Source organism: uncultured Nostoc sp. (assembly GCF_964247315.1).
Lineage (GTDB): Bacteria > Cyanobacteriota > Cyanobacteriia > Cyanobacteriales > Nostocaceae > Nostoc.
Genome location: NZ_CAXTTT010000043.1, coordinates 1 through 14,950 on the forward strand (window position 1 = coordinate 1; position 14,950 = coordinate 14,950).

Below are 14,950 nucleotides of genomic sequence, written 5' to 3' on the forward strand. Positions count from 1 at the left end.
CTTCTCATGCTTTATTTACCTTTTTTTAAATAATAAAAAGTGGGATGCTCCCCTACTTAAGGACTGTCTAGATTTTAAGTAACTCAACTTTCATTAAATATCACACCTCTCTCTTCTTAAGAGAGGTGTTTGATGTTTTTTAAGCTTGTTTCACTTAGTTAATACTTGAAACGGCAACATCATTTATCTTCAAAGTTGCCTGACCAATAAAAATAATATCAGCTAAATTAATTTAACAATTTATGCTTTGAAAAGGAAACATTGTTTGAATTCATGTCCGCTCAACGTTTGAGATGTATAAGATGAACGTATAATGTTTGAGTTTTTCACAAAAGTTTAAAAACTTGAGAGTAGCTCTAGGATTTTGTATAACTTTAAGCGAGTAAAATGTTATTATCACAGAGAAAGCTATAAAATTGCAAATATTAATAAAAGTTAAGGTTCATGATTTGAGGAGCAAGGTTTTTGTCCTATGGCCAAGCGATCGCTCCAAGCATCACTCACTGGGATTCAAGAAGCAAAAAGAGTATTTGCTCACAAGGGGTGGACACAAGACAATCTAGCAGCAGAAGTCAACCTTAAAACTAGACAACCAATTTGGCGGTTTTTCAGTGGTCGTCCGGTTGAGCGTCATACCTTTATTGAGATTTGCTTGGTTTTAGAAGTGAATTGGCGGGAGATTGCTATCAATCCTCCGGCAGAATTTCGTGAACTAGAAGAATACACCCAGCCCTCTGTGGTGGATATTGATGCACTAGTGCAACAAGTGCGATCGCAGCGCTTCGGCAAAATTCAAGACCAGTGTGGTATTTTGCAGTTATTGGATATCAGCCGTCCCGTTGCGATCGATGACATATATATAGATGTAAATATTTTGGAGAAAATTGCTAGTCAACAGTGGCTAGAAATCACTGAACTGCAAAACCTTGATCGAAAAGAATTTGACCGTTTTGGTTTAGGTGAGATTGACCAGAGACAGATACCTGGTATACAGGCAGTTGAAACATACTTCAAGCTCAGGGTGCTAGGCAAACCAGGAGTAGGTAAAACCACTTTTTTACAACATCTCGCCATTCAGTGTAACCAAGAAGCATTTGCGCCGAAGCAGGTGCCAATCTTCATCACACTGAGAAATTTTGCTGAAGAATCTAAAGTCAGCAACGAGTTCAGCTTATTAAAGTACATCCGTCAGGAGTTTTTCACATCTAGAATTTCAGATCCCTCAGTCATCGAAACCTTGCTGAATGCAGGCAGAGTGTTACTATTACTTGATGGCATGGATGAAGTTATTAACGAACAAAGTAATGCTGTCTTAAGCGAAATTCGCAGATTTTCAGAGAAGTATCACAAAAATCAATTAGTGGCCACTTGTCGAACAGCAGTTCAAAGACTTACACTCCGAGGTTTTACCGATGTTGAAATTGCCCCATTTACCTCAGAACAAATCCGAGCCTTCGCTCAAAAATGGTTTGTGGCCTTTACCAAGACCAACATTCTAGATGGTCAGGCGCAGTCCGTTGAGTTTATTCAAAAGCTGGACTTACCTGAAAACTGGCAATTTCGCCAACTTGTCGTCACTCCCCTATTTCTGCACCTTGCCTGCTGGCTGTTTCACGGTCAAGAAAAATTTCCGACTAAGCGGACTGACTTTTATAAGCAAGGTTTAGACCTTCTGTTGGGTAAATGGGATGAAGCCAAAGGCATTGAACGGGATGACGTTTACCGAGGGTTTTTACTACCACAAAAGCTCAAGTTATTGAGTCAAATTGCAGCAGCAGCATTTGAGCAGGGTCAGTACTTTTTTGAGCAACGCGTCATTGAGCAATACATTGGTGACTATATTCAAAATCTAAGCAACGTGCCAATAGATGCAGAGGAACTGCAAATAGAAAGCGAAGCAGCGCTGAAGTCAATCGAGGCTCAACATGGGCTACTGGCAGAACGGGCGCGGGGAATTTTTTCCTTCTCTTATCTGGCCTTTCAAGAATACTTCACAGCGAGGAAAATCGTTGCCAGCCATAATCTACAGGCATTAGAGCAAGCTCTGGAAGGACTGGTCAGTCATATCACCGACCCCAACTGGCGCGAAATCTTCTTGTTAACCGCTACCATGCTCCGCAGTGCAGACTCTCTAGTACAGTTGATGAAGCAACAGATTGATGCACTGGTTGCCGAAGACCCTTATTTACAAGAGTTTTTGACGTGGGCTAGCCAAAAATCTCGCACTATTCCCACCGAACCAAAAGATGCGACAGTTCGAGCATTTTACCTTGCCTTGAGTCGGACTCCTCACTTTGCCCTAGCCGCCAGCCTCGACCAGGGGATGTTTCTGGATGCGGCATTAGATGACCTGCTGCTGGAGTGTGCAATTGATGGCAGCCAGGACTTCGCCCATATCCACGCCTGTGGAGATTCTCTCTCGAACATTCTGGGCATTGTTTTAGATGTTGGACTCTATAAATCCCTGCAACAACTCTCTGACCAATTTCCAAATTCTCGTCAAAGTCAAGAACGATTTGAGCTTTGGTGGCAGACGAACTATTCAGCCTGGGCTAAACAGTTAAAGATCACGGTGATTAATTATCGCAACATTAACCATCAGTGGCAGTTTAGCCCTGACCAACAGCAAGTGCTGCAACGCTACTATGATGCCAATCAGTTATTACTCGATTGCCTGCATAGTAATTCGGAAGTAACGCCAGCTATCAGGCAGGAAATTGAAGCCACCTTATTGTTGCCGATAAAGGAACTTGAGGACAGGGAATGGGAATAAGCTGTTACGCATTTAAATTGCACTCTGAATGTAAGTGCATTAGCTTAATTCTTTTGGTTAATTCCTCAAAGAGGTTTGAATTGCAAAAATGATTTTGACTACATTTTGTGTCGTAGTTAATCAACTCATTTAGGAAATCAAACAACATCGGCTCATAGTGCAAGAACAAAACTTAGTAATCTTAACCATTAAGTGGTTCTCTGCTACTTTTTATTTGACTTATCCGATTGTCTCGTCTCCTTAAGACTACAGATTTCTCAGATCACTTTGCACTTAAAGTCCTAATCGCAGGTCTTATTATGAATTTAATCAATGACTTTTGCTTGGCAGTTGGGATACTCAAAGGTGTACAAGTACTCGTTGTAGATAACGATCGCGATAGTAGAGATTTGTATGCAATTTTACTCAAAGACCTGAGCGCAAATGTGATTACCGCTGGTTCTGTAAAAGAAGCCTTAGAAATCCTGAGTTGGTTCACACCTAACGTCATTGTCTGTGAAATTCGGTTTTTAGGTGAAAGTATTTATACATTGCTAAATACATTGAATGCTATGGAAGCAGACAATGGCAATCATATCCCAATCATTGTGACTTCAACATTTACCACAGGTACTTGTGACCAAATTCCAGATGTAGAGTTTGAAGAATATTTACTGAAACCATTCGACCTTGACAAATTTGTTTCTATGATTGTGAATCAAGTACAGGAAAAAGTGGTGGAAAATTTTTGCACTGAGCTACTAGTTGCAAACTAGTAGCTCAGTTTAAGTATCTGCGTTGTTTAACCGCTCTGAAATAAATTTCTAGACTGCATAGCTAAAAACCTTGTTTAGGATATAACCGTAGGTTAAACACAGCCTACAATGTAACACATGGGTTTGAGCGAATAACAAGCTGTGCCGACAAAAATTGCAAATATACTTATTCATCCACCTCAGAACTGGATTCATCCACCTCAGATACTCGTTCATCCACCTTAAAGACTGGTTTTATTAACCTTCTTTTGTCACTTTCGGCAGAGAATAATCTGTAATTCTTGCCCAGAAAGGATTTTGTCTATAGAGCTTTGTTTGGAGGTTTCTATTAGTTTGCGATCGCTAATCTTCTCACTAAATCTAGATTTAGGCATATTTTTACCGATATAGTTGGTTATAGGTTGGTATATTTGCTACTATTTTACCTAGCGTCAATTTTATAAAAGAAACCCTTCAAACGCCTTTTCTATGAAAAGAAGACAAATTTTTGGCTTCCTGGGTATAGCGATCGCTGGCTTACTGCTAGCATTTGGTTTACCACTGATTACTCCTTCTCCTGTAATAGCACAGTCGAACAACAACATACTCGTGTCCGCAGCTGCCAGCTTAAAAGATGCGATGGAAGAAATTAAACCTTTGTACCAACAAAGTAAATCAAATATCAATATTAGTTATAATTTTGGGGCTTCTGGTGCTTTACAGCAACAGATTGAGCAAGGTGCGCCAGCAGACATCTTTATTTCTGCGGGCAAAAAACAAATGGATGCCTTGGAAGCAAAAGGACTGTTGCTAGCAGGCAGCCGTACCAACCTAGCAAATAACCGTCTAGTCTTGGTTGTGGCTCAGGATGTTGTTGGCATTAGTACCTTCTACAATTTAACAGATAGTAAGATTAAAAAAATTGCGATCGGTGAACCCCGAAGCGTACCTGCTGGTCAATATGGCGAGCAAGTCTTAAAGAAATTGAAACTTTATGATCGCCTCAAGTCGAAATTTGTCTTTGCTAACAATGTGCGTCAAGTTTTAGCAGCAGTAGAAAGTGGTAATGCCGAAGCAGGTTTAGTTTATGCCACTGATGCCAAAATTTCTAACAAGGTAAAAGTCGTAGTTACTGCTGATGATAAATTTCATTCACCGATTGTCTATCCGGTAGCAATAATTAAAAGCAGTAAAAATCCTTCTGCTGCCAAAGAATTTGTCCAGTTTTTATCTGGCAGTCAAGTCAAAACTGTACTCAGAAAATATGGGTTTATTGTGAGTTAAAATAAGGGGCTTAAGCCCCTTATCTTGTTAATTGATATCTAAGAAGCTGTGGACTGTAATTTTTCTAGTCGTGCCAGCACTTCTGAACTGTGAATAGTTGGGTTGACTTTGACAAAATTCTCGCGCAAGACGCCTTGAGGATCGATAATAAAACTGTGGCGCATAGATAAAAAGCCAAGCCACGAACCGTAAGCTTTACTCACTGAACCATCAGTGTCAGCCAACAGGGGGAATTTTAGTCCCTCTGAATCACAAAATTTGGCGTGGGAATCAATGTCATCAGCACTAACGCCAATAATCTGAGCGTTTTTTTCGAGGTATTGGGGTAAGTCTTGCTGAAAACGACGAGCCTCTATAGTACAACCAGAGGTGAAGTCTTTAGGATAAAAGTACAGCACTAGCCATTTACCACGTAAGTCAGAGAGGGAAACTTTGCCTTCACCTGTATTGGTTGGCAAAGTAAACTCTGGTGCGGGTTGATTAATTGCCGGAAGTTTACCACCAAGAGCATTAGCAACAGGGGTAAAATTCAGCCAGCTGATGACAGAAATACAGCTGGCAAATAATATGCTTAAAAAAGTGCGACGGGAAATCATGGTGTAAACCAGAATCACAACTTTACACAAGTTTACAATTATTGGTTGCGAAAAATCTTATTCTAAGTGAGATTCGGGAAGGGTATCTGTGCTTTCGATGTATTGACTATCTAGGAGAAAAGCCCCTCTAGTAAAGCGAATACCCCAATATCCACCGGGTCTGCGGTCAATGACTATACCTTCTTCGCCAATATGAATTACATTAGGGGGGCGTAGCATGGGCATAGGTTCAGCAGTTTTGACGTAGGCTGGTAGCGCCACAACACGGACTTTACTACCAATTGCGAATTCTTTTGACATTTTAATCAAGCGGAGTTTTGATTAACTCATAACTCAAAACTAGCTTAAAAGTCTACTAAATTCAGTAGATCGAAAACTTTTGTAAGTTGACGGAATAATAAGGGTTTCAGCCGATGGCTTGGAACTAACACAAGCGTTCATTTGCGATCACAGCAGAGTTAATTGACAACAGAATTACTCGAACAGCAGATTATAAGAGGATTCCAGCGAATTCTATACACTGGCTGAAATGAATGGTTGGTAAGGCTTCTAGAAATCTTTTCGATCTACTGAAATTGAGCAGAGGAATAAATAGGGAAAGGGAAAGGGGATGAAGTTTTTCCCCTTTCCGCATCTTCTGCAAGAAGTCTATATAATCTATTTTGGGATTGAGATGGGCGGCACTGCCCACCCCAGAATTCTTATTTTTTAAAAGATGATTATTGAGGATTGCCTTGTTGACGGCGTGAAGGAGCATTTTGACGGAATTGCTCTAATTTTTGCCGCTGTTCCGGGGTTAAGACTGCTTGAATCTGTTGTTTCTCAGACTCGCGAATTTGTCGCATTTGAGTTTTTTGTGCTTCAGTTAGATTTAAGTCAGCAAAACCACCCTTTCCTCGACGTTGACCGGGTTGCCGTTGACCTGTTTGCCCCTGAGCTTTACGCGCTTGCCATTCAGCCCGACGTGCTTGTTTCGCTGCCTCTAATTTTGCTTTTTGTTCTGGGGTCAAAACTGCTTCAAATTTGGTGCGGCTATCGCGGCGAATTGTCTGAATTTGGTTTTTTTGGGCATCTGTTAGACCCAAGTCTTTCCAAGGGCCTCTTTCTTTTTGTGGAGTTTGTGCAAGTAACACGGGTGAAGGAGAGGCTGTTTGAGCGTGAACAGCAAAGGAGGTTGCAGTTAAAGTGAGAGCGATTGCGGAAGCAACTAGCGATAATGCTTTGAGTTTCATTACTTGTCTGGTGGGTTTTTCCTGGTTGGATGTCACCATGATAAGAACTTATCTTTAGCAGTTACATGAGGAGAAAGTCATGGTTATACCCATGACTAAAGTCATGATTGACAATAGATAGTTAAAAGTTAGAAGTTAGAAGTTAGAAATTATGAAAACTTTGATTATGATGATTTTATAAGTCATTATTTAGCTAATTAACTAACTGTTTTGTTCTTTAAATTTACTTTTGATTTCTCACTCAACGAAAAATTGAAGCAGTGAAATATCTGCTAAGATTTTCATACTTATTAACTTCTAATTTATAACTTATAACTGGAGCAATGCGACTAATGAGTCTTCCAATTGAAATTAAGAAACATCCTTTTCCGTCTCTGCTTTATCTGGAATGGACATTACTAGCGATCGCGGCATTGACAGCTGTTATACCACCTCCGTTACGGCGTTTTCGTCCCAAGCCTTTAGAACTATCAATTTGTGGTGCATTTCCAGACTTGTCAGTTTGTAGCATATTGCCAGAACTATCAATTTATAGTCTGATTATTTTTGCAATAATGGGCTTAAAGTTACCCAGAAATAACCAGACAACTAAGGTAATATATACAGCCATGGAAATTTTATTAATTTTAATAATTGGACTTTTTGGGGAAAGATTTGCTCGGCTTTTCCCTTTTCTCTATATAATTTTAGTGACTCGTAGTTGTCTAATTTTTCAGTTAAATGGGCGTTTATTCGTTACAAGTTTGTCATTTGCCTTATTTTTAGTTACTACACAACTAAAATATCAGTTATTCAATTTTCAAGCATCGCCGCAGGCACAAGAGCGATATCGATTTTTGATTTTGAATTCGTCGCTAGTATTTGGCTTAAGTTTGGTTTTTGTGTTGTTGATGATGAATGCAGTTTTGTCTGAACGGCAAAGTCGAGAAAAGCTAGCTCTTGCTAACGAAAAACTCCGTCAATATGCCATGCAAATTGAAAATCAAGCTACCTTAGAAGAACGTAACCGCATTGCTCGTGAAATTCATGATTCATTAGGACACTCTCTGACTGCTTTAAATCTACAATTAGAAACTGCTTTAAAACTATGGCAATCTAACCCAGGTAAGGCTGAAACATTTCTCACAACTGCAAAGGAATTAGGTTCAAAAGCGCTAAAAGATGTTCGTCAATCTGTTTCTACTATGCGTTCTAATCCCTTACAAGAACAATCTTTAGAAGATGCGATCGCTAGTCTTTCAGAAAATTTTCATCGCTTTAATGGGATATTACCAATTTATCAAATCAGACTGGAATATTCTCTACCACCTGAAATAAATACTGCTATTTACCGGATTACTCAAGAATCTTTAACTAATATATCTAAATACGCGTATGCCACAGAGGTTAAATTGGAACTCACTACGATTAAAGGCAATTTGCGATTGATAATTCAGGATAATGGTAAAGGTTTTGATGTCGGGCAAAATATTACTGGTTTTGGACTTCATAGTATGCGCGATCGCACTTTAGCACTTGGGGGTAAGTTTAATATTAATAGCGCTCTTGGCTCTGGTTGCAAAATTACAGTTAATATTCCATTAACAAGGCTAACCTAATGATTAAAGTATTGCTGGTAGATGACCAAAGTTTAATTCGTCAAGGATTAAGAGCGTTATTGGAACTAGAACCAGATTTAGAAATAGTTGGAGAAGCAGAAAACGGCGAACAAGCGATTAATTTTGTTGCAGAATTTCAGCCAGATGTCATATTGCTAGATATCAGAATGCCGATTATGGATGGAGTTGCAGCCACGCAGGAAATTCAAAAACGTTTTGCTAAAACTAAGATTTTAGTACTAACAACTTTTGATGATGATGAATATGTGTCAGCAGCTTTAAAAAATGGAGCAATGGGTTATTTATTAAAAGATACACCATCAGAAGAATTAGCTGTTGCTATTCGTGCCGTTCATAAAGGATATACTCACTTAGGCCCAGGTATAGTTAAAAAGCTGTTGACTCAATTTTCTCATGTTGCATCAACTCATTCACCGCCTGTACCATCTAATTTAGTTGAACTTACTCCTAGAGAAAAAGAGGTTTTGCGGTTAATTGCTACAGGCGCTAGTAACCGAGAAATTGCTCAGGAACTCTACATTTCTGAAGGGACAGTAAAAAATCATGTTACGAATATTTTAAACAGGTTGAATTTACGCGATCGCACTCAAGCTGCGATTTGGGCAAATACATATTTATCCTATTTAAATGAGCCAAGTTAAATAATTCATAATTCTTTGCTGAGATACTTATATAAATGAATAAATCATAACTTATGCATTGAAAAAGTAGACAAAAAATGATTGAATAAATTAATAAAAAGCAAGCGATCGCTCATTACCTTAAGCAGACCGAGCGTTAAGCTTGAAGCTCAAACTGTATAGTATTTTATACTAAAATTGTAGTATGTAGATTAGTCTTGATTACGCTTAATTGTTTTATGGAAGTGATTTTGGGTGATATCACAAAGTTAGAAGTTGATGCCATCGTTAATGCTGCAAATACTAGTTTGCTTGGGGGTAGTGGCGTAGATGGAGCGATACACAAGGCATCTGGATCGGGTCTAGTTGATGAGTGTAGGTCACTTGGAGGATGTAAGATTGGTGATGCTAAACTAACCAAAGGATATCGCTTACCTGCAAGCTTCATCATTCATACCGTAGGCCCAGTATGGCGAGGAGGTAATCACGGAGAACCTGAACTTCTAGCTCAGTGTTATTATAAATGTATGCAAATTGCCGCAGATAAAGAGTTTAATAGTTTGGCATTTCCTTGCATCAGTACTGGCATTTATAAATATCCTAAAACTTTAGCAGCTGAGGTGGCAGTGAAAATATGTGATGAACAGCTACAAAAGAATGGTCATCCACAAAAAATAATTTTTTGCTGCTATGATCCAGAAAATTATGGAATATATACAAATATTTTAGGACTTAGGCATTGACAGAAGTCAATGAACATTGGTTAGAAAAATTGCTTTTAAACCGCAGAAACAGAGAGTATGACATTTGCTTGGGAAGGTTTTCAAACTTGAGCAAAGTGCCCATCGACTCAAGAGAAAGAACGAGATTCTTTGAGTTATTTTGAAAAGACTATTCTTAAAAAAAAGTTTTTTGGTAGCTTATTTAAATAATTCCAAACATTCATTTTTTAAAACATCTTTTGTGACTTTTATTTTCCTAAATGACTTATCGATTACCTCTTCGCAAGATATATTAATTTGTGATTGATTTACAGTAATTAAATCTTGAATTGAAGCACCATATACAATTTCTGATAAACCACTCCAAACACAAGCAGTTGCACACATCGGACAAGGTTCGCCAGTTGTATATATGCTATAACCTTCTAAAGAGGGGTTTTTTAGTTTAGCTGTTAAACTACGAATAGCATTGATTTCTGCATGGGCTGATGGATCGTTGTCTCTCGTTACAGTATTATGAGCTACGGCAACAACTTCGTTATCTTTAACAATCACTGCACCGTAGGGTGCATCGCCTTCTTTTGCTTCTGTCAATGCTAAACGCATAAAAGATTCTGGGTTCATATAAGCTGGAGTTAACATAAGGATAATGGTTAATAATATCGTATTTCTAATGTTATAACTAGGAATTAAGATGTATTAATGGTCGAATATGTTACTGAGCAGACAAGAAACAGAATTTTACTTAGAAGACCTAGAAACACCAATAGGTAAAGCGATTAATTTAACACTTGCCTCTTTGGTTCTAATATCATCAGGAATTTTTATGGCAGAAACATATAATATTCCTGATTATATGCGGTTTCAGTTAAATGTAGCTGATACTGCGATCGTCATCATCTTCGCTGTGGAATATTTACTCCGCCTATGGAGTGCGGAAAATAAAATTAAGTATATTTTTAGCTTTTATTCGATTATTGACTTAATGGCGATTTTGCCATTTTTTCTAGGTATGGTGGATATTAGCTTTATCCGCCTATTACGATGGTTTCGGATTTTACGATTAATTAGATTTATAGATAGAAAGTTTTTATTCGCTAGTATCAGCAGTGAAGATGGGATGATTTTTGCGCGAATATTATTTACGTTATTTGCAATTGTTTTTATTTACTCTGGCTTAATTTATCAAGTGGAGCATCCGGTTAATCCGGAAAATTACGGTACATTTTTGGATGCATTCTACTTTTCTGTTGTCACAATGACAACTGTGGGATTTGGCGATGTTATTCCAATTTCGGAATTAGGACGCTTGCTAACAGTATTGATGATTTTTACCGGAATTGCATTGATTCCTTGGCAAGTGGGAGATTTAATTAAGCAAGTGGTGAAAACTGCTAATCAGGTAGAAATAGTTTGTTCGGGTTGTGGTTTAGCTTTCCATGATGTAAATGCTGGGTTTTGTCAGAGGTGCGGGACTAAGTTACCTAGTCGCAGGATTGATTAGACGGCGTAATTAAGGGATGAACTGTCCATATTGTGCATCTAACCTTAGCCGTTGGATTTGCACAAGTCGATGAACTTGAGACATTTGTGGGTAAAAAAAACAAAATTTGGGTATGGATGGCAGTAAATAATCGTCTTCCAAGTATTTTAGCTTGGACTCTAAAAGACCTTAGTAGCCTAATTCATCCCGCAACGGGAGCAACGCCAATTATTTCTTGTGCCCTATTGGCAAGAGCAAGTATTCTCTATTCTGAAGATATGCAAGATGGGTTAGTAGTAGCTGGTCAATTAGAGATTGTGAATCCATTTAAAAAAGGCTAGAAACTGCATCTAAGCTGTCTCTAGCCTTAATTTATTTAATGGGCAGTACCAGACTCGAACTGATGACATCCTGCTTGTAAGGCAGGCGCTCTACCAACTGAGCTAACCGCCCTTTTGACCAATCATTAACTAATATAGCAAAACATTTCGCGTCGCGCTAGTAGTTTTAAGAAAATCTTTTTTTCTCTTATACTGACTCAGTATTCAGTTACTCAGCACTCAGGATTTAGGATGCCCTCTGGTCGGACGCACGATCGCATTACTATGTATGCTCTGCCGATCGTGGCGGGCGTTACTTTTTGGCAGACTCGCAGTAGCAATGCGACTTTGTTGGTTGCAGGCGGGTTTCTCTTTGGCGGGCTGATGTTTGGCCCCGATTTGGATATTTACTCTGTGCAATTCCAACGCTGGGGTTTCTTGCGCTGGATTTGGCTACCTTATCAAAAAAGTCTCCGACATCGTTCTTTTTTATCCCACGGGCCGATTATCGGCACGATTCTACGAATACTTTATCTGGGGTGTTTGCTAGCTATTTTGGCAATTTTCCTTTTGGTAATTGCCGAAAGGTTGTGGAATCTGAGTTTTAGTTGGCAGGATTTTGGTGGAACTGTGGGGCGATCGCTCGTGCAATACGATACTGAATATATCGCTCTGTTTTTGGGGTTAGAACTCGGTGCGATGAGTCATTCTCTGAGCGATTGGGGCGGTTCGGCATACAAACGTTTTAAAAAGCAGGGGGTTCGGGGTTTGCTTCCTAGTGGCAAAATTAAGAGGCGGAAAGTGAAGGGTGGTAGTCGTCGGCCGAGAGTAAAGAAATAATTTTTTTAAACGCAAAGGGACGCAAAGGGAAGCGCAGAGGTATGAAAAAGGAAAATGAGAGTTTAGCGGCGTTGCAGGAATTGATTGAGGTGGTGGCAAAGTTGCGATCGCCTGATGGTGGTTGTCCTTGGGATTTGGCTCAAACTGCCGAAACTCTCACGCCTTATGTGATTGAGGAAGCTTATGAGGTGGTGGATGCAATTAAGAGTGGGGATAAGAGTGCGATCGCTGAGGAGCTAGGCGATTTATTATTACAGGTGGTATTACAAGCCCAAATCGCTAGTGAATCTGGGCAATTTTCTCTCAAAGAAATAACTCAGGGGATTTCTCAAAAGTTGATTCGCCGTCATCCTCATGTGTTTGGTGATGTGTCAGTTGCCAGTGTGGATGAGGTGCGGCAAAATTGGGAACAAATCAAAGCTGCGGAAAAAGGCGAAGTATCTCCAGAGGCGCAAAAATTTAGTGCTAAACTCGCTCGTTATGGGCGTACTCTTCCCCCACTGACGGCGGCGATGAAGATTTCTCAAAAGGCTGCGGCGATCGGTTTTGAATGGGAAAATATTCAGGGCGTTTGGGATAAGTTTCATGAAGAGTTGGGAGAGTTTCAGCAAGCTTTAGTTGAGGAAACAGCCGAACGACAACAAGCAGAATTAGGCGATTTACTATTTGCAGTTATTCAACTAGCGCGTTGGCATAATCTTGACCCCAGCACCGCTTTGCAAGGCACAAATCAGCGCTTTGTCCAGCGATTAGAAAAAATGGAGGCGGTTGTTGACCGTCCCCTTTCTGATTACAGTTTGAATGAGTTAGAAACTCTCTGGCAACAGGCAAAAATTCAACTTGCTCAAGAAGGGAGTGGGGAGTAGAGAGTAGGGACTGGGCAGAGAGAGGCTTAGAACTTAAAGCTTCAGGCTCAAAGGTGCAACTTTCAGGTTTCAGGTTTAAAGATGCAACTTTCAGGTTCAAAGGCTCAAGCTTCAGGCTCAAAGGCTCAAGCTTCAGGTTCAAAGGCTCAAGCTTCAGGTTTAAAGGCTCAAGCTTCCCAATTCCCACTCCCCACTGCCGATTTCCTTCTTCAAGATTTTTTAGCATCAAACCACTTATCATATAGCGATTGATAAGTGCCATTTTCTTTGAGACTTAACAGAGCTTGATTAATTGGTTTGCGGTAGGGACTGTTATTGGGCAGAATGATGCCGTAGCTTTCTTCACGCAAGATACTGCCAACAATCTCTACCTTCCCTTTGCCTTCATTGGCAGCATAGAAGAGGAGTACAGGCGCATCAAACACCACAGCATCAGCTTTTTTTGTTTGCAGAGCATTATAAGCTTCCTCAATTTTGGTAACTTCTAGAACTGAAATCTTATGTTCTCTCAAGTATGTGGCCGCTGTACTACCCGCAGTTGTCGTCACTACCTTGCCAGGTAAATCGTCTATGCTCCTGATATCGCCCTGAAGCTGTTGCACTGTCAATGAAGTAGTAGCGCTGGCTGTAAAGTAAGCAACAAAAAGTACTCCAATGAACATCCAGACTATAGCTATTAGGCGTCCTAGTACTCCCTTAGGCATTTCATCAGCTTGGGTTGCTAATGTGGCAGCTGCCCACCAACAGGCTTTGAAAATTCCAGGAAAGTATGATTGAGAAATCATCCCATCTTTGTGATGGCGTTCAGATAACCAAATAATGTGGGCTGCTACCACAATTAGCACCAAAGCAATGCCTATTACCTGCAAAAGGCTAGCAGAGAAAAACAATTGCAAAATATTTGGGAAGGCACTGTCGTTTTTCTCTAGGTTTCTTACCATAATTTGCAGCCCCCCAGTAAAAATGGGTAATGAAAAATCAAAATTCTGCTCGCGTTCGGCTGTAATCGAGATGGCTGAAATCCCCAAATTAGCTTGGTTGTCCTTAATAGCAGAAAGCAGTTCCGGCACAGAGGAATATTCAATAAATTTAGACTCTACACCTATTTGGTTAGCGATGCTGCGCCAGAGGTCGATACTGAATCCTGATAGCTCACCTTTGTTTGATAGCACAAAGGGCGGTATAACTCGTGTAGCTACTAATAACGGTTGTTGGAGTTGTGGTTTTTGCGCTACTCCTGGGGACGCCATTAACAACAATGCCAGAATTCCACCTAATAATCCTATGCAGGTATACAGTGCTAAGGAACGTTTGGTTTTGTTTTTTGGGTCATATCTGCCAATCAGGCTTTTTCTCCCAACCATAAGTTGGCGAAATCTACTAGCGATCGCATTCATCATCAGAATTTTCTTAGGGTTGTGTGCATAATCTATTTATTTATCATGCCCACGTTGTATCAAACATCATGTTCCTTACACCCATGAAACCAATTCTTTTCAGGTTTAAGGGGATTGGGGAGATAGATTACTTTGCCTGTAGTAGGGTTGATTGTTTCACGCGTAGGCGTAGCCCGTCGTAGACATCGCTTACAATATTTACCCACTCATTGTTACAGCTATTTTCAGGTAAATACACCACGCGGTAGGGGCGCGAGGCCTTGCGCCCCTACAACAGATGTGGTTTAAATACTTGAATTCTGCTGTAATTAGCAACTTAGTTGTGCCAATTTTGACTTATTGCCCTGCTACTGTTGTTGTAACCATCAGATGCTCCTTAAGCTATAAAAACATTTGCTTAAATCTACCTATTATGTTTATTGCTATACAATACTCTAGGTGGATTTATTGATTAATTCTTTTGT

15 protein-coding genes, 1 tRNA gene and 1 pseudogene are annotated in these 14,950 nt (G+C 39.8%); 10 read left to right on the top strand and 7 right to left on the bottom strand.

Going from position 1 to position 14,950, the window contains the following annotated elements:
• The first annotated feature begins 472 nt into the window (after positions 1-472).
• Complete coding sequence (locus ACFE93_RS14590; protein ID WP_375473969.1) at positions 473-2,773, top strand: NACHT domain-containing protein; 2,301 nt, start codon at positions 473-475, stop codon at positions 2,771-2,773.
• A 299-nt stretch (positions 2,774-3,072) separates the two neighbouring features.
• Positions 3,073-3,528 carry a two-component system response regulator gene (locus ACFE93_RS14595; protein ID WP_375473970.1) on the top strand — a complete coding sequence of 152 codons (456 nt, stop codon included), beginning with the start codon at positions 3,073-3,075 and terminating at the stop codon, positions 3,526-3,528.
• 251 nt (positions 3,529-3,779) lie between these two features.
• Here ACFE93_RS14595 and ACFE93_RS14600 read toward each other — a convergent pair whose 3' ends face one another.
• Positions 3,780-3,902, bottom strand: a complete 123-nt coding sequence (locus ACFE93_RS14600) for a hypothetical protein (RefSeq protein WP_375473971.1) — start codon at positions 3,900-3,902, stop codon at positions 3,780-3,782.
• A gap of 94 nt (positions 3,903-3,996) precedes the next feature.
• Between ACFE93_RS14600 and modA the strand changes: the two genes are divergently transcribed.
• The gene (modA, locus tag ACFE93_RS14605) at positions 3,997-4,791 is read left to right on the top strand and encodes a molybdate ABC transporter substrate-binding protein (protein WP_375473972.1); all 795 of its coding nucleotides are present in this window, start codon (positions 3,997-3,999) and stop codon (positions 4,789-4,791) included.
• 38 nt (positions 4,792-4,829) lie between these two features.
• Here the strand turns inward: modA and ACFE93_RS14610 are convergent, their stop codons facing one another.
• The 3 genes from ACFE93_RS14610 to ACFE93_RS14620 form a co-directional block, all read right to left on the bottom strand.
• On the bottom strand, positions 4,830-5,387 hold the full coding sequence (locus ACFE93_RS14610) for a peroxiredoxin (protein WP_375473973.1): 558 nt from the start codon (positions 5,385-5,387) through the stop codon (positions 4,830-4,832).
• A 57-nt stretch (positions 5,388-5,444) separates the two neighbouring features.
• A complete protein-coding gene (sipA, locus tag ACFE93_RS14615; RefSeq protein ID WP_375473974.1) occupies positions 5,445-5,687 on the bottom strand; it encodes a regulatory protein SipA in 243 nt (80 codons plus the stop codon).
• A gap of 419 nt (positions 5,688-6,106) precedes the next feature.
• Positions 6,107-6,619, bottom strand: coding sequence for a Spy/CpxP family protein refolding chaperone (locus ACFE93_RS14620; protein ID WP_375474016.1), 513 nt, complete (start codon positions 6,617-6,619; stop codon positions 6,107-6,109).
• 332 nt (positions 6,620-6,951) lie between these two features.
• Between ACFE93_RS14620 and ACFE93_RS14625 the strand changes: the two genes are divergently transcribed.
• The 3 genes from ACFE93_RS14625 (at position 6,952) to ACFE93_RS14635 (ending at position 9,601) form a co-directional block, all read left to right on the top strand.
• Positions 6,952-8,217, top strand: a complete 1,266-nt coding sequence (locus ACFE93_RS14625) for a sensor histidine kinase (RefSeq protein ID WP_375473975.1) — start codon at positions 6,952-6,954, stop codon at positions 8,215-8,217.
• On the top strand, positions 8,217-8,879 hold the full coding sequence (locus ACFE93_RS14630) for a response regulator (protein WP_375473976.1): 663 nt from the start codon (positions 8,217-8,219) through the stop codon (positions 8,877-8,879). Before ACFE93_RS14625 ends, ACFE93_RS14630 begins: the two co-directional genes overlap by 1 nt.
• A 218-nt stretch (positions 8,880-9,097) precedes the next feature.
• Entirely contained in the window at positions 9,098-9,601 is a 504-nt protein-coding gene (locus tag ACFE93_RS14635; RefSeq protein WP_375473977.1) for an O-acetyl-ADP-ribose deacetylase, read from the top strand.
• A 177-nt stretch (positions 9,602-9,778) separates the two neighbouring features.
• Here ACFE93_RS14635 and ACFE93_RS14640 read toward each other — a convergent pair whose 3' ends face one another.
• Positions 9,779-10,204 carry a nucleoside deaminase gene (locus ACFE93_RS14640; protein WP_375474017.1) on the bottom strand — a complete coding sequence of 142 codons (426 nt, stop codon included), beginning with the start codon at positions 10,202-10,204 and terminating at the stop codon, positions 9,779-9,781.
• 88 nt (positions 10,205-10,292) lie between these two features.
• Between ACFE93_RS14640 and ACFE93_RS14645 the strand changes: the two genes are divergently transcribed.
• Complete coding sequence (locus ACFE93_RS14645) at positions 10,293-11,084, top strand: ion transporter (RefSeq protein WP_375473978.1); 792 nt, start codon at positions 10,293-10,295, stop codon at positions 11,082-11,084.
• A gap of 62 nt (positions 11,085-11,146) precedes the next feature.
• A pseudogene (locus ACFE93_RS14650) lies at positions 11,147-11,260 on the top strand (IS1 family transposase); the annotation flags it as partial.
• 183 nt (positions 11,261-11,443) lie between these two features.
• Here ACFE93_RS14650 and ACFE93_RS14655 read toward each other — a convergent pair.
• Positions 11,444-11,516, bottom strand: a tRNA-Val gene (locus ACFE93_RS14655).
• 119 nt (positions 11,517-11,635) lie between these two features.
• Between ACFE93_RS14655 and ACFE93_RS14660 the strand changes: the two genes are divergently transcribed.
• Together ACFE93_RS14660 and mazG are read left to right on the top strand one after the other, a co-directional pair.
• Positions 11,636-12,223 carry a metal-binding protein gene (locus ACFE93_RS14660; protein WP_375473979.1) on the top strand — a complete coding sequence of 196 codons (588 nt, stop codon included), beginning with the start codon at positions 11,636-11,638 and terminating at the stop codon, positions 12,221-12,223.
• A 41-nt stretch (positions 12,224-12,264) separates the two neighbouring features.
• Positions 12,265-13,089, top strand: coding sequence for a nucleoside triphosphate pyrophosphohydrolase (gene mazG / locus ACFE93_RS14665; RefSeq protein ID WP_375473980.1), 825 nt, complete (start codon positions 12,265-12,267; stop codon positions 13,087-13,089).
• A gap of 209 nt (positions 13,090-13,298) precedes the next feature.
• On the opposite strand, the gene ACFE93_RS14670 is transcribed toward mazG, so the two are convergent.
• Positions 13,299-14,489, bottom strand: coding sequence for a transporter substrate-binding domain-containing protein (locus ACFE93_RS14670; protein ID WP_375473981.1), 1,191 nt, complete (start codon positions 14,487-14,489; stop codon positions 13,299-13,301).
• Between the last annotated feature and the right edge of the window lie 461 nt (positions 14,490-14,950).

Excerpts from the sequence above, each read along its gene's own strand:
- ACFE93_RS14625 (WP_375473975.1), top strand. The coding sequence starts at position 6,952 with ATGAGTCTTCCAATTGAAATTAAGAAACATCCTTTTCCGTCTCTGCTT.
- ACFE93_RS14595 (WP_375473970.1), top strand. The coding sequence starts at position 3,073 with ATGAATTTAATCAATGACTTTTGCTTGGCAGTTGGGATACTCAAAGGT.
- ACFE93_RS14635 (WP_375473977.1), top strand. The coding sequence starts at position 9,098 with ATGGAAGTGATTTTGGGTGATATCACAAAGTTAGAAGTTGATGCCATC.
- ACFE93_RS14620 (WP_375474016.1), bottom strand. The coding sequence starts at position 6,619 with ATGAAACTCAAAGCATTATCGCTAGTTGCTTCCGCAATCGCTCTCACT.
- ACFE93_RS14590 (WP_375473969.1), top strand. The coding sequence starts at position 473 with ATGGCCAAGCGATCGCTCCAAGCATCACTCACTGGGATTCAAGAAGCA.
- modA (WP_375473972.1), top strand. The coding sequence starts at position 3,997 with ATGAAAAGAAGACAAATTTTTGGCTTCCTGGGTATAGCGATCGCTGGC.
- sipA (WP_375473974.1), bottom strand. The coding sequence starts at position 5,687 with ATGTCAAAAGAATTCGCAATTGGTAGTAAAGTCCGTGTTGTGGCGCTA.
- ACFE93_RS14645 (WP_375473978.1), top strand. The coding sequence starts at position 10,293 with ATGTTACTGAGCAGACAAGAAACAGAATTTTACTTAGAAGACCTAGAA.
- ACFE93_RS14610 (WP_375473973.1), bottom strand. The coding sequence starts at position 5,387 with ATGATTTCCCGTCGCACTTTTTTAAGCATATTATTTGCCAGCTGTATT.
- ACFE93_RS14640 (WP_375474017.1), bottom strand. The coding sequence starts at position 10,204 with ATGAACCCAGAATCTTTTATGCGTTTAGCATTGACAGAAGCAAAAGAA.
- ACFE93_RS14600 (WP_375473971.1), bottom strand. The coding sequence starts at position 3,902 with ATGCCTAAATCTAGATTTAGTGAGAAGATTAGCGATCGCAAACTAATA.
- mazG (WP_375473980.1), top strand. The coding sequence starts at position 12,265 with ATGAAAAAGGAAAATGAGAGTTTAGCGGCGTTGCAGGAATTGATTGAG.
- ACFE93_RS14660 (WP_375473979.1), top strand. The coding sequence starts at position 11,636 with ATGCCCTCTGGTCGGACGCACGATCGCATTACTATGTATGCTCTGCCG.
- ACFE93_RS14630 (WP_375473976.1), top strand. The coding sequence starts at position 8,217 with ATGATTAAAGTATTGCTGGTAGATGACCAAAGTTTAATTCGTCAAGGA.
- ACFE93_RS14670 (WP_375473981.1), bottom strand. The coding sequence starts at position 14,489 with ATGATGAATGCGATCGCTAGTAGATTTCGCCAACTTATGGTTGGGAGA.